Raw genomic sequence first — 22,403 nt, forward strand, 5'->3', positions numbered from 1 at the left:
ACTTTTCCTGATGGATGATTATGCCCCACGATAATGGAGGCAGCGTTGGAGAGGATTGCCGACTTCATTACTTCCCTGGGGTGAACAATGCTGGCATTTAAACTGCCAATGTGACAGACATTAATTGATACCGGCTGATTCTTGGTATCTAGGGAAACTACAATGAAATGCTCTCGATCCTTATCTTCCAGAAAATGTTTTAACAGCTTGTACCCATCCTCCGGTGATCTCACTATCCGCTCTTTGTAAAGCAAACTTGATTCCTTAACCAGTTGTAATGATACGACATTGATTCGTTTTGCTGGTACAGCTTTTCTTTCCTGTTTGAATAATGATAGTTGGGCTTGGTTAATTTTAAGGTATGACTCTTTCATTTTCTCTCTCCTTAACATGAAAAACCCAATACCTTCCTGGTATTGGGTTAATTAATCACTAAAGTAATGTACATTCCAAATTTATTGCTCAATAATAAATCTTAGATCACTAATTAATCAAACAAATTTACTTGTTTCGTTCTTACCAAAATAAAAATTAGCGGTTAAAAAATATCCTCTTCTTTAATATAAATATCCAAGACATTACCTTTACATCTGACAACACAGAAATTCAAATAATTTTCTCCGTTAATAAAAATCCTGGTCATCCATTCTGCATTTAATACATCCCCTTCTTCTTTAAAAGAAATCGTTGAATTCATTTCATCCCAACAAACCATATCCTCTTTGTTTGCGAATATTATTACCCCAAAAACTTTTCTTAAATCAAAATTGGTCTTATCAACATTCCCCCCCAAGTGTCTAAAATAAGTGTCCATTCTCAAAGTTAGGTACTCTTTTACCTTTTGGTTACTTATTAATTCAAGGCTTTCAAATGAATTGACTTTTATCATTAGAATTGACCTCCTTCCTAAATATAATATATAATTATTTTTGCACTAGATTCACATAGATAATTTACAGTTATTATTGATTGATTTTTAAAGGCACGAAATTCATTATTGATTTATCTTACCAATGATGCTAAAATTTCATTAGCACTAAAGTCATGTATTACATATTACAGGGAGGTCATTATGGTTAAACAGATTAAACATACTAATGAGCGGATCACCGAGGATTTGTTAGATGAGCTATTTGCAAATCTAGGATATAAGCAAGAAAACATTCATATTGAAAAACAAATTAGCGCTGACTCAAGAATCAAAAAGTTATTAAAGAATGCCAGTAAAAGTGGCAATGGAAAGGGATCACCTGAACACATTATTACTATTGATGGCTATCCCGAATTTTTAATCATTACTGAATGCAAAGCCGATATAAAATATCATGAAAGTCAAGATTTAGCCAATCCTAAGGACTTTGCAGTTGATGGTGTAATCCATTACATGAATTATCTATCAAAAGAGTTTAATGTAATCGGTATTGCCGCTTCTGGTATGACTAAAGATAAACTTTTGATTTCAACCTTTTTCCTAGGGAAAGGATTAACATCAAATAAACTTACTCGATTACCAGATGAAAAGATCCTGCCAATTAATGACTACATCAAGGCATGGCAATTTGACCCCAATGTAAAAAAACAGCAGAAGGATGATCTAATCAAATTCTCAAAGTTATTGCATAATTATTTGCGCGACTATGCCAAACTTTCAGAGAATGAAAAACCCTTGCTTGTTAGCGCTATTTTATTAGCTCTTGAGGACCCTTCATTTGAAGCAGGATACGAAAAATCAAAACATGATGCTGCTTTGTCTCGAAAAATTATTCAGTCTATCTCTGAAATTTTAGAAGAGAATGATTTGCACGAGGACCAAAAAAACAAGATTTTATCTTCATACAGTTTCATTCAGGCCCATCCTGAATTAACTAAACGAATTGAAGACACAAAGAAGCGTGTATTACTAAATTTGGTTAAACAAATTGATGAAAATATTATGCCTTTTATTCGTATTCATCAGGATATGGATATGGTGGGGCAATTTTATGGGGAATTTTTGCGTTATACTGGCGGTGACAAAAAAGCCCTTGGTATTGTTTTAACTCCACAGCATATTACAGAATTATTTGCTGAACTGGCGGAGCTTACCCCTCAGAGCAAAGTACTTGACACATGTGCAGGTACTGGAGGTTTTTTAATTGCCTGTGCTGCAAAAATGATATCGCTAGTCGGCAATGATTCAGAAGCAATGGAAGAAATTACGCAAAATAACCTTATAGGCGTGGAACAGCAACCCAATATGTTTACTCTTGGAGCTGCAAATATGCTTTTAAGAAAATACGGCATGCAACACTCCTTCCAAGATAATAGCTTCGACTTGAAGGGTATTTTAACTGCACTTGAACCAGATGTGGGCACCATAAACCCACCATATGCACAAAAAGGCGAAGGATTATCTGAGCTAGAATATATTGAGTTTTTGCTAGACTGTGTAAAAAAAGACGGAAAAGTTTTTGCTATTGTTCCAATTTCATGTGCCATAGCACCTAGTCCAGCAAAGAGTCGTTTATTAAAGTCCCACACACTTGAGGCTGTAATGAGTATGCCAAATGACTTGTTCTACCCAGTTGGTACTTATACATGTATTATGGTATTTACAGCTAAAAAGCCTCATCCTTCAAATAAAGAAACTTGGTTTGCCTATTGGAAAGATGACGGATTTGAAAAAACAAAAAATAGCGGAAGATTAGATGTTAATGGCACATGGGAAATAACTAAAGATCATTGGGTAGATATGTACACCAATAAATCGGAAATTGTTGGTGTAAGTGTAAAGCATAAGGTTACCAGTGATGATGAGTGGTGTGCAGAGGCCTACATGGAAACTGACTATTCAGACCTTGTCCAAGAGGATTTTGAAGCGGAACTTGAACGCTTTATTACCTTCAAAATGGCTAACAAAGGACGGTTGATTTAATGGCTAAAATAGGCGAATTATTCGACATACAATATGGCAATAGCTTCGCTCTTAATCAGTTAAATGTTGCTGAACAAGGCATTTCATTTGTTTCAAGGACTTCAAAGAATAATGGTGTCTCAGCTATTGTAGAACCGATCGAGGGAATTAAACCATTCCCTCCCGGTTTAATAACTGTAGCTCTAAGTAGTATGAGTGTGTTAGAAACTAACGTTCAACCCTATAGCTTCTATACAGGATATCATGTTGCAGTTTTGACTCCCAAAAATGATATGTCAATAAATGAAAAGGTATATTATTGTCTTTGCATTGAAAAGAATAAATATCGATATTATTTTGGACGGCAGGCAAACCGTACTTTAGCAGGTTTAGAAGTACCGGATGCGCCTCCTATCTGGATTAACCAAATTGACGTCGATTCATATAATCAATTAGACAACAGCTTTTTAAATAAAGAGGTACCGAATCTTGATATACTGAAATGGAAATCGTTTAGGCTATCCAGTATTTTCAATGTTTACACTGGGAAAGGGCCGCTAATACGAGATGCAAAGAAAAATCCTGGAAACATACCCGCAGTTTCAGCAACTCAGTTCAATAATGGTATTGTAACCCATACAAATTACGATTCAGAATTAACACATCCTGGAAATGTACTAACCCTCGCGAAAAATGGTAGTGTTGGTGAGGTCTTTTACCAATCGCATAATTTTGTTGCTACCTCCGATGTGCTAGTTCTTGAGCCCAAGTTTAACTTCAATGTATATCACGCTATGTTTCTAATACCGATTATAAAAAAACAACGACATAAATATAATTATGGTCGTAAGTGGAACAAGGAAGATTTAGAAAATGCAATGATCCCCTTACCTGCTAAGGATAACAGCCCAGACTTTATGTATATGGAGCATTATATTAAGACGCTCAAATTTAGCAAATCCTTATAAAAAAGAGATGGAATCCCATCTCTTTTTTTTAAAAAAACCTCATTTACTTATGGTACGGTTCCCCCCGATTAATCCGAAACGCCCGATAAACCTGCTCCACCAATATCAAGCGCATAAGCTGATGGGGAAAAGTCATCTTACTGAAGGAAAGCTTGTCGTCTGCCCTTTTTAATACTTGGCTGCTCAAGCCTAGCGAACCACCAATAATGAAGGTTACTTTGCTTTTTCCATAGGTTGCGAGCTTATCCAATGTTTCGGCAAGCTCTTCGGAGGATTTTTGTTTACCTTCTATGGCTAATGCGATGACATGAGCGTCAGCTGGCACTTTTGCAAGTATCCTTTCCCCCTCTTTGTCCTTAACTTGAATCATCTCTGCCTCACTTAAAACCTCTGGGGCTTTTTCATCTGGCACTTCAATTATTTCTATTTTAGAATAACTTGATAGTCGCTTTGTATATTCTTCTATTCCTTGTTTTAAATATTTTTCTTTTAATTTCCCAACAGTTATAATCGAGATATTCACAGTTATTCCTCACTTTACAAACAATATATCCACAGAAGTTATCCACATATCCACATTTTTAATCCACATATAGTATGGAATCACTTGTTCGCCACAATATATATTGCGTTATTTTTACAATATTCACAGGTTGTTGATAACTTTTTTTCTTCGTCTATTTTCTCTAAAGACGGGAATGTTTCATACTCATTAACGATTGTATCTATTGCTATATCAACATGTTCCTCGCAGCTGTATATCATACTCATAAACTCCTTTGTTCTGTTCAGTTCATTTATTTCTTTTTTAGTCTGTGGATATTTTTGCTTTTTATAATCAAAACAAGTTATCCACACTCCATCTTACCATTCCTTGCTGAAACTGCAACTTCTTCAGGAAATAATTGTCCACAATTAATAATCAATACCTTTTTTAATAAAACAAAAAAGGAGGGACAATCTCCCCTCCTTTACATCTTATCTTCTGCTAATGTAAGTTCTGTTGTTTTCTCTTTACCTTCACGATAATATTTAATTTTAAGCTTATCGCCGACTTTTTTATCTGTATACAAATGCTTGCGAAGTTCTACTAAATCGGTAATCTCCTCACCATCCAGTTCAACAATAACATCCAATTCTTTTAAGCCTGCCTTTTCTGCAGGAGAATTAGGAGAGACTGATTTAATGGCAACACCTGTAGTTAAGTCTTTTGGCAGCTTAAGCGCCTCTTCCTGATAATACCCTGGTATATCGCTCACAGACTCAAGCTCAACTCCCATATAAGGGCGTTGTACTTCACCATTCTGCTCGAGGTCTTCTATTATGGGAATGGCAGAATTAATAGGGATAGCCAAACCTATTCCCTCTACAGAGGATTCAGAGATTTTCATACTGTTAATGCCAATAAGCTGACCCTTAATATTAACTAGTGCTCCTCCACTGTTACCTGGATTGATTGCCGCATCGGTTTGAATAACCTCTGATTGCCAGTCAGCAACTCCATCATTATTGATATCAACTGGAATTGTCCTGTCGAGCCCAGAGACGATTCCTTGTGTAACCGAACCAGAAAAGGTTAGACCGAGGGGATTTCCGATAGCTATAACTGGTTCGCCTGACTTAAGCGCGTCTGAATTCCCGAACTCAGCAACCTTCGTAATTTCCTGTGAACTCACCTTAAGCACTGCCAAGTCAGTCCATATATCGCTACCGATAAGCTCAGCACTAATTTTTTTACCGTTTGCAAGGGTAACCTCAAGCTCTGAAGCTCCTTCTACAACATGGTTATTTGTTACGATATAAGCAGCATTTCCGCTTTTGCGATAAATAACTCCAGAACCTGTGCCTGCCTCGGATTCACTTGCATCTGCCCAAAAACCTGACTCTTGTAAATTTGTTATTCCGACAACTGCATCAGCAGCAATATCAACTGCTTTTGTAACATCTGTATCAACATCAACAGTTACACCTTGTGTGATTCCACTGTAATTTGTTCCGCTGTTTGAACCTTGCAGCATGGACAGTATTCCTAATTGGGATAAACGGGGAAGCAACAGGACAATGATTAATGCCCCAATAATTGCACCAACTAAGCCAGCAAAAAAGTAGCCTCTGCGTTTTCGCTGAGGTCTGCTCCGTTTATATTCTTCATAACGAAATTCCTCATCATTTGCCATCTTTAATACCGCCCTTCCTTCTTTAACAATGTTTTTCTTAGTATGTCCTTATTCTTTAAAGACAACGCTATCTTAGCAAAGCTGCACCTATAATTACCTTATTAATTTTTCCTATTTCTCGTAAAAACAAACTAAGTAATGAAGGAAGTTGTAGTCCATAACCATTTTATTAAGCTGAAATCTTGCTTATGACTTAAAAGCTGAACAAAAAAAGCAAGCAGAATAATTCTGCTTGCTTTCATTTAGATGGCCATTAAGTTTGTCGGTTTTTTAGGATCTGTATCAAACAGGCCTAACTGATCTGATAACTCAATACCACGCTGTTCTAAAGTTTGTGTCACTGACATCCTTGCCAAATCTTTAATGTTATTATCCATGCTTAAATGTGCCAAATAAATGTGCTTGGTGCGGTCACCGATAACCTCACTCATTGCAATAGCAGCATCTTCATTGGAAACATGGCCAACATCACTCAATATCCTTCTTTTAATATTCCACGGATATCTTCCCATTCTGAGCATTTGTACATCATGATTGCTTTCAAAAACGTAGGAGTCAGCATTGCGGATAATCCCTTTCATGCGGTCACTCACATAGCCAGTGTCCGTTATAAGCACAAGCTTTTTATCTCCTTGATGAAAAATATAAAACATTGGCTCTGCCGCATCATGGGAAACGCCAAATGATTCAATGGAGACATCTCCAAATGTTTTGACTGTTTCCATATCAAATTGAAACTTCTGTTCAACCGGTATCTCCCCAATTAGAGGCTCCATTGCCCTCCACGTCTTTTCATTAGCGTAAATTGGCAGCTTATACTTTCTCGCTATAATGCCAACACCTTTAATATGATCACTATGCTCATGTGTAACGAATATACCAGACAGCTTGTCCATTTTTCGGTCGATGCCTTGGAACAGTGTTTCCATCTGCTTTCCGCTCAAGCCTGCATCAACTAAAAAAGCATGTTCCCCTGATTCTACATATATAGCATTGCCTGTACTCCCACTCGCGAGAACACTAAAATGCATGTTTTGTTCACTCCAATTTCGTCTCTTCCATCTCTGGCTTAATAATCTCCCCATTCAATGCATTGACATAAAGGTTTTTCTGTCCTTTGATCGTAATCTTCCAAGTTGGCGCCAGCAGCTGTACAGATGGCGCATTTTGCTGTGAATAATAGCCGAGCTCCACATTTGAGATATAAGTACCCATTTCTAAATAGGCATTCTTATAGAGGGCAAAAATGGCCTCTAACGGCTTTACGAGCATTTCCTTTTCATCGAATTCTTTAATGTCCTGCAGATAGGTTTGATTATAGGATACGATATTATTTTCTTCATTCACTAAAAAGGTCAATTCTCCTTTTAAATTGTGATATAAAGTCTTGCCATTATATTGCTGATAATAGGTAATCGTATTATCCTTCTTCTCCCAGAATACATATTGATCACCATTTAAAATATTATTCTTAATAAAATCAGTCAATTCTTCTTTCTTAAATTCATCACTTAGCTTTATCGGTTTTTCTAATATAGACTGTAGCATAGTAGAATCTTGAACTCTAATACTTTGACCGCTTAGCCTGCTTTTTTCAAGCTCCTCAACATCCTCATCACTGAAAGTCATAGATTTTGCTGTTAAATACTGACCTTTTTCTACATTTGATGGAAACTTGTCTTCATCATACTTAATGCCATCAAGTGCCAATGTTTTTGCGATTGGTGTTTCTGGCTCTTCTGTCTCAAACTGTTCATTATCCTTTTTTAACTGTGTGTACTCATATATCAAATATATATCCAACAGTAAGAAGGCTACAATAAAAATAGTCTTAATTTTACTCCAATCCACTTTTTGTGCCCCCTGTCTTCACTTCCCCTAATTGACGCCATTGCCCATTATATAAGTAAAACCAGCTTGGCTCTAAATAAACATAGCTCGGGTTGGTTATGACCATATCATAGCCTGGCACAATAGCCTCCAGCTTATCAGGATCGAAGTTTTCCGAGGACTTAATTTCCTTTAACACAGAACTTCCTGAATCTAGCTTTTGAGTTGTTGTATCAATTGGTTTTGCTGTTATCGTCAGGTTGCTTGTAATGAATTGCTCTATCTTATTATTTTCCCAGCTAACCTTTATAGAAGAAAGGCCGTTCTTCAAGTTAAAGACTGGGAAGCCTGTTTCATTATAAATACGGAAATTAATCGTACTTTGATCATTATCATTGCCTACATATAAAAAGCTGTTAACCCAGCCTCCATGGCTATTCACAAAGTCAATGCTATTCTCGATGATTTGATTTGGACTAAGCTCATTTACGGTAATCCCAGATGTGCTTTTAAAATTAACAACATGTGTATCCTTTATTACTCTCAAGATACTAGTATCATCTGTATAAACTTCCTGATTTGTCTCAACGCTCTTTTGAGCTAAACTTGAATTAGTAAAAATAGCATTTTTAAGTCTAGATGAATCAACTGTCTCGCTCTTATATATATATCTATTTATTTCAGTTTCTTCTGTTGGCAAATAGATCAGCTTACTTCCTGCCTGATAGCTGAAATAAGCGTTGTAAGGTGTTTCTTCAGCAGTAATATTTTTCTGAAGGTCTTTAATGTTATTGATATAACTAACAGAAATATTGCTTTTATAAACCTTGTTTTCTTTCTCTGAAATAAAGTAAACCGTTCCTTCATCTTCATTCACAAGATTATAGGATACAAGAATCGTATCAAAATTAAAAAGATTGCTCTCTTCAATATGAAGTATATCCCTATATAGACTGAAAGGTGTCTGACCTGGGAAACGAATTTCCATACTATCTGTTTCTTGTTTAATAAAAGAAGGTATATCATTTATTTCTTCGGAAATATTCTCAAGACTTCCGTATTCGACCGTTTTTAACACTTCTAGAACTGAATTTATTTCGTCCATTGAAATTGTACCATAAGTTTCACCATCTACATGCTGGAAAATTCTATCGGGTCGAACAATATCAGCTACCTCTTTTTTGCTGCCGATTTTTTCAGGCTCCACAATATTATCAGTTGGAAGCTCTGTTGTGTTACCTTGATCTGTCCAAAGCAAATAATACATGAGCAGACTTAACATCACTAAAATTGTCAGTACTAAACTTTTTATATTTTCATAATTCATACCCAATCATCCTCTTCAGATTGAATATAAGGAAGTGTAAAGGAAATCTTCGTGCCTTTTCCTTCTTTACTTGATGCCCAAATTCTTCCCCCGTGTGCTTCAACCATTTCTTTCGCAATAGCTAAGCCAAGACCAGTTCCACCGAGCCTTCTTGTTCTCGCTTTGTCTACACGGTAAAAACGGTCAAAGATTTTGCTTATATTTTCCTTAGGTATGCCAACACCATTATCTGCTACACTCACAATGATTTGCTGCTCCTGTTCTTTAATAGAAAACGTAATTTTCCCACCTTCAGGAGAATACTTCATTGCATTTGAAATGATATTATCGAGCACTTGTGTTAATTTATCTTCATCAATTTCCACAAATGCTGCGTGTTTTGGCAGCTTCCGTTCAAAGACAACGTTTTGTTCCTTTGTCAATTCGAAACGATCAATGATTCTATTATAAAACACCATAAAATCAACTAGTTCTTTATTCAGCTTGTAATCTCTGCTGTCGAGCTTGGACAGCTGTAACAAATCATTTACAAGGCGAATCATTCGCTCTGTTTCGTTTTGAGTCACTTCCAGAAACTTTGGAGCAAGTCCATCATCCTGCCATGCACCCTCTGCCAATGCTTCCACATAGCTTCGCATCGTCGTTAATGGGGTCCTGAGCTCATGAGAAACATTCGCCACAAACTCTTTTCTTTCCATATCAATTTTCTCTTGTTCCGTAATATCATGAAGTACAGTAATTAAGCCATTTACAAAGCCTGTTTCTTTTTGAATGACAGAAAAATTCGCTCGAAGAATATATGGTTCATAATTTGTACTATAATCCAAAATAACAGATTCCCGTTCCTCAAGCAGTTCATCAAAAGTATATTTATCCTTTAAACCAAGCAACTGAATAATCGGTTCCGATAAGACTGTTTCACGTGAAACATCCAGCATTTTCGCAGCAGGTTCATTGATAAGAATAATTCTCCCTTTTCTGTCTGTGGCGATAACGCCATCAGTCATATAAGAAAGGACAGAGGACAACTTTCTTCTTTCACTTTCTGTAGATGCCTGAGATTCTTGGAGCTTTTTTGTCAAATTATTAAAAGTGATTGCCAGCTGTCCAATTTCATCAAATCCGTACACTTTAACCTTCTGTGAAAAGTTTCCCTTAGAAAGTGCAAAAGCATGTTTCTGCATATCAGAAATTGGTCTTGTAATTGTTCTTGCTAATAAAATCCCCAGTACTGCTGTGACAATTAAAGTGATAGCTGTCCCTTTTTGAAAGATACTGTTTATACTGTCCAGACTGTCATACACTTGCTGAATCTTACCTACAGTATAAATTACCCCAACAGTTTCGCCGCCCTGCTGCCTGATTGGCGTAATTAACACATATTCTTTTTTATTGGATGTAACTCTAATATAGGAAGTCGGTTGCGAAGAATTGGACATAGCCCTTCTAACTTTACTTTGCACCATTTTCTGTCCGACTAAATTTTGTTTTTCAGGATCTGAGGTACCAATAATAATGGAGTTATTATTTATTACCCTTATCTCCTGAATATCTGTTGCATTATTATGCTCGCTTAACAGTCTTCTCACATCTTCTTCAAGAGTTGTATCGGCATTTTCTACTGGCCGCTCTTTTACAAACTGTTCCTCCATATATATAGAAACTATATTTACCTTTTCCTGAATAGAGGTCTTAAAGTTTTCGATTAAAGTGGACTGCAGCTTTTGTACAAAGTATACACCGATAATCTGTATCGATATGAGTATGAGCAATACAATTATTATCATTAGCTTTACATGAATTGATCTAAAAAAACTAACTTTTTTCATTAATATCTATTACTCCTGTTCAGGATTACGCAAGTAATACCCTACCCCTCTTCTCGTTACAATCCAGGTTGGATGGCTTGGGTTATCCTCTATTTTTTCTCTCAATCTTCTCACCGTCACATCCACTGTACGAACATCACCGTAATAATCATAGCCCCAAACCGTTTGGAGCAAATGCTCTCTTGTCATTACTTGACCAATATGTTTTGCCAAATAATGAAGAAGCTCAAACTCACGATGTGTCAGCTCAATCATTTCCCCTCTTTTTGAAACAATATAAGCATCCGGGTGAATAATTAAGGAGCCAACTTCAATCTCATTTGATTCATTCTCTTCCTCTGCAGCAGCAGGAACCTGCTGATGACGTCTCAAGTTAGCTTTAACGCGAGCAATAAGCTCTCTCGTACTAAAAGGCTTCGTTACATAATCATCTGCGCCAAGCTCAAGACCAAGCACTTTGTCGATTTCAGAATCCTTTGCTGTAAGCATAATGATTGGCATCTCATACTTTTTGCGAATTTCACGGCAAACTTCCATTCCATCTCGCTGCGGAAGCATGATATCAAGCAAAACTAAATCGGGCTGCACTTCTTCTACCATTTCCAATGCAGCATTGCCATCATAAGCACAATGTACTTCAAAGCCTTCCTTCTTTAAATTAAATTGCAGAATATCAGCAATCGGTTTTTCATCATCTACTACAAGTATCTTTTTATTCATGCATTTCTATCTCCTTCATTGTTCTATCTATTCAAATTGTTGGTATTTCTACTATAGCTCTACTTTACCATTTTCATTTTATATATTCACTTTTTTTCTATTCTTCTATTCTTCCGCATTTTCATTGCATTTATTTAGACATTTCCTAAAACCTATTTGAAAAACCCTCCTAAATAGAGGGTTAAAAATTTCAATATAAAATGAAACCTTTTAGGACTCTCATCCGTTTAATAACATGTAGTTTCATTTTCCTTTATTTGTGGTTGAGAGGTATTTTTTTCGCTTGCCTCTCGCCTCTTTTTTTGTCTTCAAATATCCAATGCTTCCTCTAATTGCAGAATCCGCCTTATATCATTTTATCATAACTCCATTTATTATCTGCAAACGTTGCAAGAATGTAATAGAAATGTATTACTGTTGGAATAAAAAAAACAACCATGCAAAATGCATAGTTGTTTTTAAGGATGGCTCAGGACGGAATCGAACCGCCGACACAAGGATTTTCAGTCCTTTGCTCTACCGACTGAGCTACTGAGCCATATTTATATTTTCTATATAATATATGTAAAATATGCATATTGCATATGAAACAAAAATGGCGGTCCCGACGGGAATCGAACCCGCGATCTCCTGCGTGACAGGCAGGCATGTTAACCGCTACACCACGGGACCAACTAATCTATATATAAAATGACCCATACGGGATTCGAACCCGTGTTACCGCCGTGAAAGGGCGGTGTCTTAACCGCTTGACCAATGGGCCATATTAAAAAATGGTGAGTCATGCAGGATTCGAACCTGCGACCCTCTGATTAAAAGTCAGATGCTCTACCAACTGAGCTAATGACTCGCTTTTAAAAGTAAACTTGCAGACCGTTTATTTTGCTGCTTTATTCGCTTCATTTGCGACGCTTTTTATATTATCATGCATTTAGTATATATGGCAATACTTTTTTTAAAAAAAATTAAAAAAATATTTAGGAGCCGCTCTTAAAAGCGGCTCCTTCCTACTAAATCAGCTCTTTTAGCTTTGTCTCCATGGGCTATGAACCACATTTGTCTGACTTCTGTCTGGCCCTACTGAGAAAATAGATAATGGAATACCTGTAAGCTGCGCAACTCTTTCTAAGTAGTGGCGTGCATTTGCAGGTAATTCACTTAGTGATTTACAACCTGTAATGTCCTCTGTCCAGCCTGGAAGCTCTTCATAAACTGGTTCACATTGTGACAATACTTTTAGGCTTGCAGGGAACTCTTCCATAACTTCCCCTTTATATTTATATGCAACACAGATTTTCAATGTCTCAATGCCTGTAAGCACATCAATAGAGTTAAGAGAAAGATCTGTAATGCCGCTTACTCTGCGGGCATGGCGTACTACCACACTGTCAAACCAGCCGACACGGCGCGGTCTTCCAGTAGTTGTACCGTACTCACGGCCGACTTCTCTGATTTGGTGGCCAATTTCATTATCAAGCTCTGTAGGGAAAGGACCATCTCCAACCCTAGTAGTGTAAGCTTTAGAAACTCCGACAACGTGCTTAATCTTCGTTGGACCAACACCAGATCCGATTGTAACACCGCCGGCAACTGGATTAGAAGATGTAACGAACGGGTACGTACCTTGGTCAATATCAAGCATTACGCCTTGTGCCCCTTCAAACAACACTCTTCTTCCCTCATCCAATGAATCGTTTAGAACAACAGATGTATCACAAACATACTGTTTAATCAGCTGGCCGTATTCGTAATACTCATCCAGGATATCCTCCATTTTAAAGCCGTCTGTTTCATAGATGCGCTCAAGCAAACGGTTTTTCTCTACCAAGTTACGCTCAAGCTTCTCTTCGAAAATTTCTCTGTCCAAAAGGTCAGCAATTCGAATACCAATTCGAGCAGCTTTGTCCATATAAGCAGGACCAATTCCCTTTTTAGTTGTCCCAATCTTATTAGCGCCTTTGCTTTCCTCTTCCACTTCATCAAGCTTTAAGTGATACGGAAGAATAACATGAGCACGGTTGCTTATTCTCAAGTTATCCGTAGTTACGCCTTTATCATGCAAGTATTTCAATTCTGTAAGTAGCGCTTTTGGATCGACTACCATTCCATTGCCAATAACGCAAATTTTATCGCTATAAAAAATTCCAGACGGAATTAAGTGTAATTTATATGTTTCACCGTTAAATTTAATCGTATGACCTGCATTGTTCCCGCCTTGGTAACGAGCAATGACCTCTGCATTCTCTGACAAGAAGTCAGTAATCTTTCCTTTTCCTTCATCTCCCCATTGTGTTCCAACAACCACGACTGATGACATATTCCCAAAGCACCTCCAAAGGTTACTATAAATTATTTAGATTCATTACCAAACAATCTTATTTTACCAATTTACGCATACAAAAGTCAACAAAACCCGAACATTCAAAACTAGAAAATAAATATATGTTCGTAATCATTCTACTAATATAGGGTTTTTTCAATAGACTTTAATCTTAAAAAATTTGAGTTTAGTTCCTAATTTCGGGCATAAAAAAAGGCAGATTGGCTGTTTAAAGCCAATCTGCCTATATTTAAGCTCCCGGCGGCATTGATGGGTCATCAAACCGCCTTTCCAAGTTAACAAATTTATTATATTCCTTAACGAAGGCGAGCTGGACTGTTCCCGTTGGACCATTCCGCTGCTTTGCTATAATAATTTCAATAATATTTTTACTTTCCGATTCTTTGTCATAATAATCGTCACGATATAAGAAGGCTACTATATCAGCATCCTGCTCAATACTTCCTGATTCCCTTATATCAGACATCATCGGTCTCTTATCCTGTCTCTGCTCCACTCCGCGGGATAGCTGAGACAAAGCAATAACTGGCACTTGCAGTTCACGAGCAAGCTGTTTAAGAGAACGGGAGATTTCCGATACTTCCTGCTGTCTGTTCTCTCCAGAGCGCCCGCTTCCAAGGATGAGTTGCAAGTAATCGATTAGGATCATACCTAAACCATGCTCCTGCTTCAATCTGCGGCATTTAGAGCGAATATCAGTGATTTTTACACCTGGTGTATCATCAATGAATATACCGGCATTAGAGAGGCTTCCCATCGCCATAGTGAGCTTACCCCAATCTTCGTCTGTCAATGACCCTGTACGTAGGCGCTGTGCATCAATATTACCTTCTGCACACAGCATACGCATGACAAGCTGCTCTGCCCCCATCTCAAGACTGAATATCGCTACATTTTCCCCAGTTGTTGTAGCTACGTTTTGAGCGATATTCAAAGCAAATGCCGTCTTACCAACAGAAGGACGGGCACCGACAATGATTAAATCATTTCGCTGAAAACCGGCTGTCATTTTATCGAGCTCAGCAAACCCTGTAGCAATACCTGTTATATCCCCTTGACGGTTATGCATGACCTCAATATTATCATATGTCCGTACTAAAACATCCTTAATATTGTGGAATGCCCCAGCGTTCTTTCTTTGGGCAACCTCAAGAATGTTTTTTTCTGCCTCACTCAGCAATACCTCTACTTCATCTTCTCTCGCATAGCCGTCCTGTGCTATATCAGTGGCTGTCCGTATAAGTCTGCGCAGCAAGGATTTCTCCTCAACAATCTTCGCATAATACTCAATATTAGCTGCTGTAGGTACAGATGCTGCCAATTCACTTAAGTAGCTGACGCCACCAGTATCCTCAAGATTATTGCCTGCTGAAAGCTCTGCTGTAACGGTAATAAGGTCAACCGCTTTTCCTGCATCGTTCAGCTTTAGCATTGCTGTATAAATCTTCTGATGGGCACCTCTGTAAAAATCCTCTGGTATGAGAATTTCTGAAGCCATCGTCAAGCTTTGAGGTTCTAAAAAGATTGCCCCTAGTACAGCTTGTTCTGCTTCGATATTTTGTGGTGGAATTCTATCATGGAGCATTTCACTCATAAAATTTTAAAACCTCCTTATTTTAAGAGGATAATGTCAAATTAGTACATGCCAAAAGAAAAAATGTGATCAGTTTGCCTGTATCACATTTCTCTCAAATCTATTCTATTTTATCATGTTTAAGCTTAAAAGGAACTTCCAATATTAGCTTAATTCTTTTACATGCACATTTAGTGTAGCAGATACCTCTTGATGAAGCTTCACAGGAACCTTCGTTACCCCTAATGAACGAATAGCATCATTTAATTCTATTTTACGCTTATCGATTTTGATTTTATGCTTTTTATTCAACTCATCAGCAATTTGTTTGCTAGTAATTGAACCAAATAGTCTGCCGCCTTCTCCTGATTTTGCCGTTAGCTCAACAGTAATTTGTTCCATTTTTTCTTTTAATACTTTTGCTTCTGCTAACTCATCAGCAGCTTGTTTTTCTTCTTTTTTCTTTTGAGCATTTAATGTGCTGACAGCTGCTGAGTTTGCTTCAACAGCAAGTCCTTGCTTTAATAGGAAGTTATGTGCATAACCGTCTGCCACATTTTTTACTTCGCCTTTTTTCCCTTTACCTTTAACGTCTTTTAAAAAGATTACTTTCATTCCTTTTTTCTCCCTTCAAAATACTCATCGATTGCCAGCTTCAGCCGCGCTTCTGCTTCTGCCATTGTCATGTTAGAAAGCTGTGTCGCAGCATTAGTTAAATGGCCGCCGCCTTTGAGGCTTTCCATTATAATCTGGACATTTATTTCCCCTAATGATCTTGCACTGATACCAATCTGTCCATCTCCTCTTGGCGAGATGACAAATGACGCATAAATGCCGTCCATCGTCAGTAAGGTGTCTGCTGTTTGCGCGATAAGGACATTATCACTATTTTCATTAGATTGAGCTTTAGCAATGGCAACGCCAGGTTTATAAAAAATTACATTTTCAATAATTTTAGCCTTTTTCACATAGTTACTGATATCTTCTTTTAAGAATTTCTGTACTAATACAGTATCAGCTCCCTGCCCCCGCAAGTAGGAAGCAGCATCAAAGGTTCTTGCCCCGGTTCTAAGCGTAAAGCTTTTTGTATCAACAATAATTCCTGCTAATAAAGCAGTTGCTTCAAGCATCTCAATTTTAGCTGTCTTTGGCTGATATTCCAGTAGCTCTGTGACAAGCTCAGCTGTTGATGATGCATATGGCTCCATATAAACGAGCAATGGATTATCAATGAACTCTTCTGCTCGCCTGTGATGGTCAATGACGACAACATCTTCAATCTTATGAATAAGCTTTTCCTCAATAACCAATGATGGTTTATGGGTATCTACGACAACGAGCAAACTTTCCTCTGTATCCATTTCCAGCGCTTGTTCTGGAGTGATGAAACGATCAAACAATGTTTCATGTTTTTTTATTTCTTCGAGCAGTCTTCTTACACCTAAATCAATTTCATTAGGATTTAAAATAATATAAGCTTCCTTTTTGTTCATCTGAGCTATCTTATGAATACCAATGGAAGCACCAATTGCATCCATATCAGGATGCTTATGACCCATGATGAAGACTTTATCACTTGCCGTTATCAATTCTTTTAAGGCATGGGATATGACTCTCGCTCTTACTCTTGTTCTCTTTTCAACAGGGTTTGTTTTTCCGCCATAGAATTTCACTTTTCCATTTGGCTGTTTAATAGCAACCTGATCTCCACCACGACCTAGTGCCAAATCTAGACTTGACTGCGCAATCGTTCCTAACTCAGGGAGTGAGGAAACTCCCGAACCAACGCCAATACTTAACGTTAGCTGAACATTTTGTTTAGAGGTTAACTCTCTCACTTCATCTAAGATTGTAAATTTATCTTTTTCAAGATGCTGCAGAATGTTTTCATTGAATACTGCAAAGAAGCGATCGGAAGATACCCGTTTCAATAAGACGCCATTGTCTGTTGCCCATTTGTTGAGAATAGAGGTAACACTGTTATTCAAACTGCTGCGAGTCTGATCGTCCATACCTTGTGTTAGATCATCATAATTGTCTAAAAAGATGATTGCAATTGCAGTTCTTTCATCCTCATACAACTTTTCAATTTCCGTTTGTTCTGTTACATCAAAAAAGTATAGGAGGCGCTCCTCTTTTTTATGGATAACACGAAACTTACGATTATGAAGCGTAATAATTTCTGTTTCAACCTCTTGCTTAATCAGAGGGATAACGGAAGGAGACACATCATATAATGATCTTCCGACTAAGCTGTCTTCTGTAAAACAGTAAGCTAAATATGGATTTGTCCACTCAATAAAGTACTCATCATTAATGAGCATAATCCCAATCGGCATTTCCATTAATGCTTCTTCTCCGACCTTTTTCACACGGTAGGAAAGGGTCGTAATATATTCTTCTGTTTCCTTTCTTTGTCGCAAATTCATCTGAATGATGAAATAAAAAGGGATAACAGAAAGGAGTAACCCCACCAAGGCAAAAAGCCAATTATAATAGGAGATGATACCAAGGAGGATCAGAGTAATGCCAATTAGACAAACTAATGGATAGCGAATTGATCCCTTTTCCAAAAAAGCAGGCAAAATTTATTCAACTCCTAATATAGTTAATTTAATATGTATACGGTTGTTTGTTCTTATTATTTACCGTATTTCGATATTTACGAAACAAGGGAATGTACTTTGCATCTTTTAGTATTTCCACTAACCCTTATATTCATAAACACGATTTTGCAGCCAATACATATAAAGAATATAGAGATACCCTCTATATCATTTTACTATTTTATAGAAGCTCATTCAAACATATAATTTGTATAGACTGTATTATATAAGGTATAAAAAAACACATTAGGATTTAACCCTAATGTGTTTTTTTATTATTCACCAGTTACGTATGGAAGTAAAGCCATAGTACGTGAACGTTTGATTGCAATAGTCAACTTACGTTGATATTTTGCACTTGTACCAGTTACACGACGAGGTAAGATTTTACCGCGCTCAGAGATGAATTTTTTAAGAAGATCTACATCTTTATAATCGATATGCGTAATGCCGTTAGCTGTAAAGTAGCATACTTTACGGCGTTTAGCACGTCCGCCTCTGCGTCCGCCCATTGCCATGTCAATTTCCCTCCTTTATAACTTATTTCCGATTATTAGAACGGTAAGTCATCATCTGAAATATCGATTTGACCGCTATTTGCAAATGGATCCTCGTCCATTCTCGTATAATCGTTATTTCTATTTTGGTTTTGAGGTCGCTGATTCTGATAATTATTAGAGCCTCCAAAAGGATTATCTTGTTCCCTTGGCGCACCATAATTCATGTTGTCATTTCTATTTCCAGAGCTGCTGTTTCTAGGTTCAAGAAATTGAACACTTTCCGCCTGCACTTCTGTTACATAGACACGTTTCCCATCTTGTCCCTCATAACTGCGCGTTTGAAGTCTGCCGTCAACGCCAGCTAAGCTTCCTTTCTTCAAGAAATTAGCTACGTTCTCTGCAGGTTTCCTCCAGACTACACAATTGATAAAGTCTGCTTCTCTTTCACCTTGTTGGTTCGTAAAAGTACGGTTGACCGCAAGAGTGAAAGTTGCAACAGCAGCTCCACTTGGTGTGTATCGCAGTTCAGGATCCTTCGTCAATCGGCCAACAAGAACAACACGGTTCATCATCAGTTTCAACTCCCTTCATCATGTTTCACGTGGAACATGAATTCATTCTATTTATTATTTAGCTTCTTCTTTAATAACAATATGACGGATAATATCCTCGCTAATTTTAGCTAGACGAGTGAACTCCTCAACTGCTACTGGTGCAGCGTTAACTTTCACTAGTTGGTAGTAGCCATCACGGAAATCATTGATTTCGTATGCAAGACGACGTTTACCCCACTCTTTCGCTTCAGTAACTTCCGCTCCATTATCAGCAAGAATACCGTTAAAACGCTCAACTAGAGCTTTTTTAGCTTCATCTTCAATATTTGGACGGATGATGTACATAATTTCGTACTTTTTCATCACTTTCACCTCCTTTTGGTCTAAACGGCCCGATTGGGCAAGGAGCAATATATACATTACTCACAAGATGAAATTATAGCATATTGAAAAACAATTTGCAATGAATACTAAAAAGAATTGCCACAGTTAATGTTTTAAGCAATACTTTACGCATATATTCTTTGATCTTCTCTGCTATTCATTATCACTTCTTCATATTCGCCAATCAAACCGTCAAGTATACTCTCCCAAGATTGGCTTAACGCATATTTACTGGCTGCTGTACCAAACATATTTCTCATCATTGTTTGATTTAATAATTCAATGATAGCAGCAGTGAAATGTTCTGTGCTTTTTGCTGGGCAAATTCTTCCCGTTACACCATCCTCCACCATTTCCTTAACACCGCCTGAATTGGAGACGATAGCAGGTGTTCCTGAAGCTAAGGATTCCAGTACGACATTTCCAAATGTTTCAGTTGTGGAAGGAAATACAAATAAATCTGCACTTGCATACACCTGTGATAATTCCGCACCTTTTAAATAACCGGTTAAAGTCATATTTTTTCTTTCTGCAGCTTTGCGCTTCCATTCAGGCAAGCATGGTCCGTCTCCTGCCAGCAGCCAATGAACTCTATTATTCCAGCTTTCAGGGAGGGAATCCATTATCGCTGAAAGGGTGGCTAAATCTTTCTCTGGAGCAAATCTGCCAACATACAAAAGAATATATTCTTCTTGTATATTGTATTTTTCTCTAATGGGTTGGTTTACTGCAATAGGATGGAATTGAGAGCAATCTACCCCTCTTCCCCATATTGACAAGGAATGGAAGCCAAGCTCAGCCAGCTTTGATTTAGTCTCTTTTGAAGGTACAAAGGTTCTTTCTGTGGACTCATGAAACCATTTTAAGTACTTATGAAGAACAGGCAGCAGCCATGATGCTCGATAATACTCCAAATATTGGTCAAAATGAGTATGGTAGGAGGAAACAACTGGTATGTGAAGTTTTTTAGCACAAAACAGGCCGTAGAGCCCCATCATATACGGTGTTGCAATATGTATGATATCTGGGTTAAATTCTTGAACTTTAGCCTTAATCCGTTTAGGGTTTGCTAATGCGGTCCTACATTCAGGATATAAAAAAACTGGAATGCTAAAAAATTGATTAATATTTGGGTATGCTGGAGTATCCTCCACTTCCGGTGCAAAAATCTGATATTGAATCTGCCTTTTTTCCAGATGATCTGTTAATCTCTTTAAAGAGTTGGCTACTCCATTCACTTGCGGAAAATAGGTGTCTGTAAAAATTGCAATTTTCACTTGTGAATCCCCCTTTGGAACATGTATTATGATCCCTCTAAAGAAATGATAGCACCGGTTTGAAAGGGGCATGTAAAGGCACTGTAAAAGTATTTTCTTTATCACACTGTCGAAATAAGCTTATTATTCATAAGCTATTTTTCTGGACTTTTCCCACTTGCTAAACTCTTTTCCAAGTGCTTGTGTCGAATAAGCTAAAGAAAATGTAAAAAACCGCCCTCACTTGTATAAGGGCGGTTTTTCTCTCATATATATACAGCTATTAAACATTAAAGCGGAAGTGAATAATATCTCCGTCTTTAACTACGTAATCTTTTCCTTCTAGACGAACTTTACCTGCCTCTTTTGCCGCAACCATATTTCCACTTACCATTAAATCTTCATAAGAAACAGTCTCTGCTCTAATAAAGCCTCTTTCAAAGTCAGAATGGATGATACCAGCACATTGCGGAGCTTTCATTCCTTGAACAAATGTCCAAGCACGAACTTCTTGCACTCCAGCTGTAAAGTATGTTGCTAGACCAAGCAAGTGGTAAGCAGCTCTAATTAGCTGATCAAGACCAGATTCTTCAATGCCAAGCTCTTCAAGGAACATTGCTTTTTCTTCCCCTTCAAGCTCTGCAATTTCTTCTTCAATTTTTGCACAGATTACGATTACTTCTGCATTCTCATTAGAAGCAAATTCTCTAACTTTCTGCACATATTCATTATTATCTGTATCGCCAACCTCATCTTCGCCGACATTTGCCACATAAAGAACTGGCTTGATTGTCAGCAAGTGAAGATTCTTCGCTAATTTAGCCTGCTCTTCCGTAAATTCAACAGCTCTTGCTGGCTTTTCTTCTTCAAATGCTGCTTTTAGAATTTCAAGAACTTCCAATTCTGCCACTGCATCTTTATCTTTTTGTTTAGCCATTTTCCCTACACGGGCAATTCTTTTTTCAACAGATTCTAAATCTGCAAGAATCAATTCTAGATTAATTGTTTCAATATCGGAAATTGGATCTACTTTTCCAGAAACATGAGTAATATTGTCATCAGCAAAGCAGCGCACCACTTGGCAAATAGCATCTACTTCACGAATATGGGAAAGAAACTTATTTCCTAAGCCTTCTCCTTTACTCGCACCTTTTACAATTCCAGCAATATCTGTAAATTCAAAAGTTGTCGGTACAGTTTTTTTCGGCTGAACAAGCTCAGTCAACTTATTTAACCTTGGATCTGGTACCTCTACGATTCCAACATTCGGATCGATTGTACAGAATGGATAGTTTGCAGATTCTGCACCCGCCTGTGTTATTGCATTAAACAATGTAGATTTACCGACGTTCGGCAATCCAACTATTCCAGCAGTTAACGCCATAATGTCACTCCCTTATAATAAACCTGCTTTTTATTGAGCAGAAATTAATTTCATTTGTACT

Annotated in this window: 21 protein-coding genes and 4 tRNA genes; 2 read left to right on the forward strand and 23 right to left on the reverse strand. The window is 37.5% G+C overall.

Going from position 1 to position 22,403, the window contains the following annotated elements; translation table 11 throughout:
* Together LXM54_RS26135 and LXM54_RS26140 are read right to left on the reverse strand one after the other, a co-directional pair.
* On the reverse strand, nucleotides 1-374 hold a 374-nt coding region (locus LXM54_RS26135; protein WP_233319047.1), incomplete at its 3' end, for a JAB domain-containing protein.
* Nucleotides 375-538: 164 nt separating this feature from the next.
* Complete coding sequence (locus LXM54_RS26140) at nucleotides 539-889, reverse strand: hypothetical protein (RefSeq protein ID WP_233319048.1); 351 nt, start codon at nucleotides 887-889, stop codon at nucleotides 539-541.
* Nucleotides 890-1,072: 183 nt separating this feature from the next.
* On the opposite strand from LXM54_RS26140, the gene LXM54_RS26145 reads away from it, so the two are divergent.
* A complete protein-coding gene (locus LXM54_RS26145; protein ID WP_233319050.1) occupies nucleotides 1,073-2,914 on the forward strand; it encodes an HsdM family class I SAM-dependent methyltransferase in 1,842 nt (613 codons plus the stop codon).
* Nucleotides 2,914-3,861, forward strand: coding sequence for a restriction endonuclease subunit S (locus tag LXM54_RS26150; RefSeq protein ID WP_233319053.1), 948 nt, complete (start codon nucleotides 2,914-2,916; stop codon nucleotides 3,859-3,861). The genes LXM54_RS26145 and LXM54_RS26150 overlap by 1 nt, the downstream gene beginning before the upstream one ends.
* A 43-nt stretch (nucleotides 3,862-3,904) precedes the next feature.
* Here LXM54_RS26150 and rlmH read toward each other — a convergent pair whose 3' ends face one another.
* From rlmH to ychF, 21 genes are all read right to left on the reverse strand, one after another.
* Nucleotides 3,905-4,384, reverse strand: a complete 480-nt coding sequence (rlmH, locus tag LXM54_RS26155; RefSeq protein WP_192486400.1) for a 23S rRNA (pseudouridine(1915)-N(3))-methyltransferase RlmH — start codon at nucleotides 4,382-4,384, stop codon at nucleotides 3,905-3,907.
* A gap of 80 nt (nucleotides 4,385-4,464) precedes the next feature.
* On the reverse strand, nucleotides 4,465-4,626 hold the full coding sequence (locus LXM54_RS26160; RefSeq protein ID WP_192486417.1) for a CxxH/CxxC protein: 162 nt from the start codon (nucleotides 4,624-4,626) through the stop codon (nucleotides 4,465-4,467).
* Between the two features lie 206 nt (nucleotides 4,627-4,832).
* The gene (locus LXM54_RS26165; RefSeq protein ID WP_233319055.1) at nucleotides 4,833-6,038 is read right to left on the reverse strand and encodes a S1C family serine protease; all 1,206 of its coding nucleotides are present in this window, start codon (nucleotides 6,036-6,038) and stop codon (nucleotides 4,833-4,835) included.
* Nucleotides 6,039-6,280: 242 nt separating this feature from the next.
* Nucleotides 6,281-7,069, reverse strand: coding sequence for an MBL fold metallo-hydrolase (locus LXM54_RS26170; RefSeq protein WP_192486398.1), 789 nt, complete (start codon nucleotides 7,067-7,069; stop codon nucleotides 6,281-6,283).
* Between the two features lie 7 nt (nucleotides 7,070-7,076).
* A complete protein-coding gene (locus LXM54_RS26175) occupies nucleotides 7,077-7,889 on the reverse strand; it encodes a two-component system regulatory protein YycI (protein ID WP_233319056.1) in 813 nt (270 codons plus the stop codon).
* Nucleotides 7,876-9,195 (reverse strand): YycH family regulatory protein, encoded by a 1,320-nt coding sequence (locus tag LXM54_RS26180; protein ID WP_233319059.1) that lies wholly within the window; start codon nucleotides 9,193-9,195, stop codon nucleotides 7,876-7,878. The genes LXM54_RS26175 and LXM54_RS26180 overlap by 14 nt, the downstream gene beginning before the upstream one ends.
* Nucleotides 9,192-11,024 carry a cell wall metabolism sensor histidine kinase WalK gene (walK, locus tag LXM54_RS26185; RefSeq protein ID WP_233319061.1) on the reverse strand — a complete coding sequence of 611 codons (1,833 nt, stop codon included), beginning with the start codon at nucleotides 11,022-11,024 and terminating at the stop codon, nucleotides 9,192-9,194. The genes LXM54_RS26180 and walK overlap by 4 nt, the downstream gene beginning before the upstream one ends.
* Nucleotides 11,025-11,033: 9 nt before the next feature.
* Nucleotides 11,034-11,744, reverse strand: a complete 711-nt coding sequence (gene yycF / locus LXM54_RS26190; RefSeq protein ID WP_233319063.1) for a response regulator YycF — start codon at nucleotides 11,742-11,744, stop codon at nucleotides 11,034-11,036.
* 465 nt (nucleotides 11,745-12,209) lie between these two features.
* A tRNA-Phe gene (locus LXM54_RS26195) sits at nucleotides 12,210-12,282 on the reverse strand.
* A 58-nt stretch (nucleotides 12,283-12,340) separates the two neighbouring features.
* Nucleotides 12,341-12,416 (reverse strand) — tRNA-Asp (locus LXM54_RS26200).
* A 19-nt stretch (nucleotides 12,417-12,435) separates the two neighbouring features.
* A tRNA-Glu gene (locus LXM54_RS26205) sits at nucleotides 12,436-12,507 on the reverse strand.
* A gap of 11 nt (nucleotides 12,508-12,518) precedes the next feature.
* Nucleotides 12,519-12,594 (reverse strand) — tRNA-Lys (locus LXM54_RS26210).
* A 174-nt stretch (nucleotides 12,595-12,768) separates the two neighbouring features.
* Nucleotides 12,769-14,061 carry an adenylosuccinate synthase gene (locus LXM54_RS26215; protein WP_233319064.1) on the reverse strand — a complete coding sequence of 431 codons (1,293 nt, stop codon included), beginning with the start codon at nucleotides 14,059-14,061 and terminating at the stop codon, nucleotides 12,769-12,771.
* 253 nt (nucleotides 14,062-14,314) lie between these two features.
* The gene (gene dnaB, locus LXM54_RS26220) at nucleotides 14,315-15,679 is read right to left on the reverse strand and encodes a replicative DNA helicase (RefSeq protein ID WP_233319065.1); all 1,365 of its coding nucleotides are present in this window, start codon (nucleotides 15,677-15,679) and stop codon (nucleotides 14,315-14,317) included.
* Nucleotides 15,680-15,823: 144 nt separating this feature from the next.
* Nucleotides 15,824-16,273, reverse strand: coding sequence for a 50S ribosomal protein L9 (gene rplI / locus LXM54_RS26225; protein WP_233319066.1), 450 nt, complete (start codon nucleotides 16,271-16,273; stop codon nucleotides 15,824-15,826).
* Nucleotides 16,270-18,243, reverse strand: coding sequence for a DHH family phosphoesterase (locus LXM54_RS26230; protein ID WP_233319067.1), 1,974 nt, complete (start codon nucleotides 18,241-18,243; stop codon nucleotides 16,270-16,272). The genes rplI and LXM54_RS26230 overlap by 4 nt, the downstream gene beginning before the upstream one ends.
* Nucleotides 18,244-18,539: 296 nt before the next feature.
* Nucleotides 18,540-18,776: a 30S ribosomal protein S18 gene (gene rpsR / locus LXM54_RS26235; RefSeq protein ID WP_233319107.1), complete on the reverse strand. Its 237-nt coding sequence runs from the start codon at nucleotides 18,774-18,776 to the stop codon at nucleotides 18,540-18,542.
* A 41-nt stretch (nucleotides 18,777-18,817) separates the two neighbouring features.
* A complete protein-coding gene (gene ssb / locus LXM54_RS26240) occupies nucleotides 18,818-19,336 on the reverse strand; it encodes a single-stranded DNA-binding protein (protein ID WP_233319068.1) in 519 nt (172 codons plus the stop codon).
* A gap of 54 nt (nucleotides 19,337-19,390) precedes the next feature.
* Nucleotides 19,391-19,681 (reverse strand): 30S ribosomal protein S6, encoded by a 291-nt coding sequence (gene rpsF / locus LXM54_RS26245; protein ID WP_233319109.1) that lies wholly within the window; start codon nucleotides 19,679-19,681, stop codon nucleotides 19,391-19,393.
* Nucleotides 19,682-19,827: 146 nt separating this feature from the next.
* Nucleotides 19,828-20,979 carry a glycosyltransferase family 4 protein gene (locus LXM54_RS26250; protein WP_233319070.1) on the reverse strand — a complete coding sequence of 384 codons (1,152 nt, stop codon included), beginning with the start codon at nucleotides 20,977-20,979 and terminating at the stop codon, nucleotides 19,828-19,830.
* A 262-nt stretch (nucleotides 20,980-21,241) separates the two neighbouring features.
* Nucleotides 21,242-22,342, reverse strand: coding sequence for a redox-regulated ATPase YchF (gene ychF, locus LXM54_RS26255; RefSeq protein ID WP_233319072.1), 1,101 nt, complete (start codon nucleotides 22,340-22,342; stop codon nucleotides 21,242-21,244).
* Between the last annotated feature and the right edge of the window lie 61 nt (nucleotides 22,343-22,403).

This window comes from Bacillus sp. Au-Bac7 (assembly GCF_021341655.1).
In the GTDB taxonomy this organism is placed as follows: domain Bacteria; phylum Bacillota; class Bacilli; order Bacillales; family Cytobacillaceae; genus Niallia.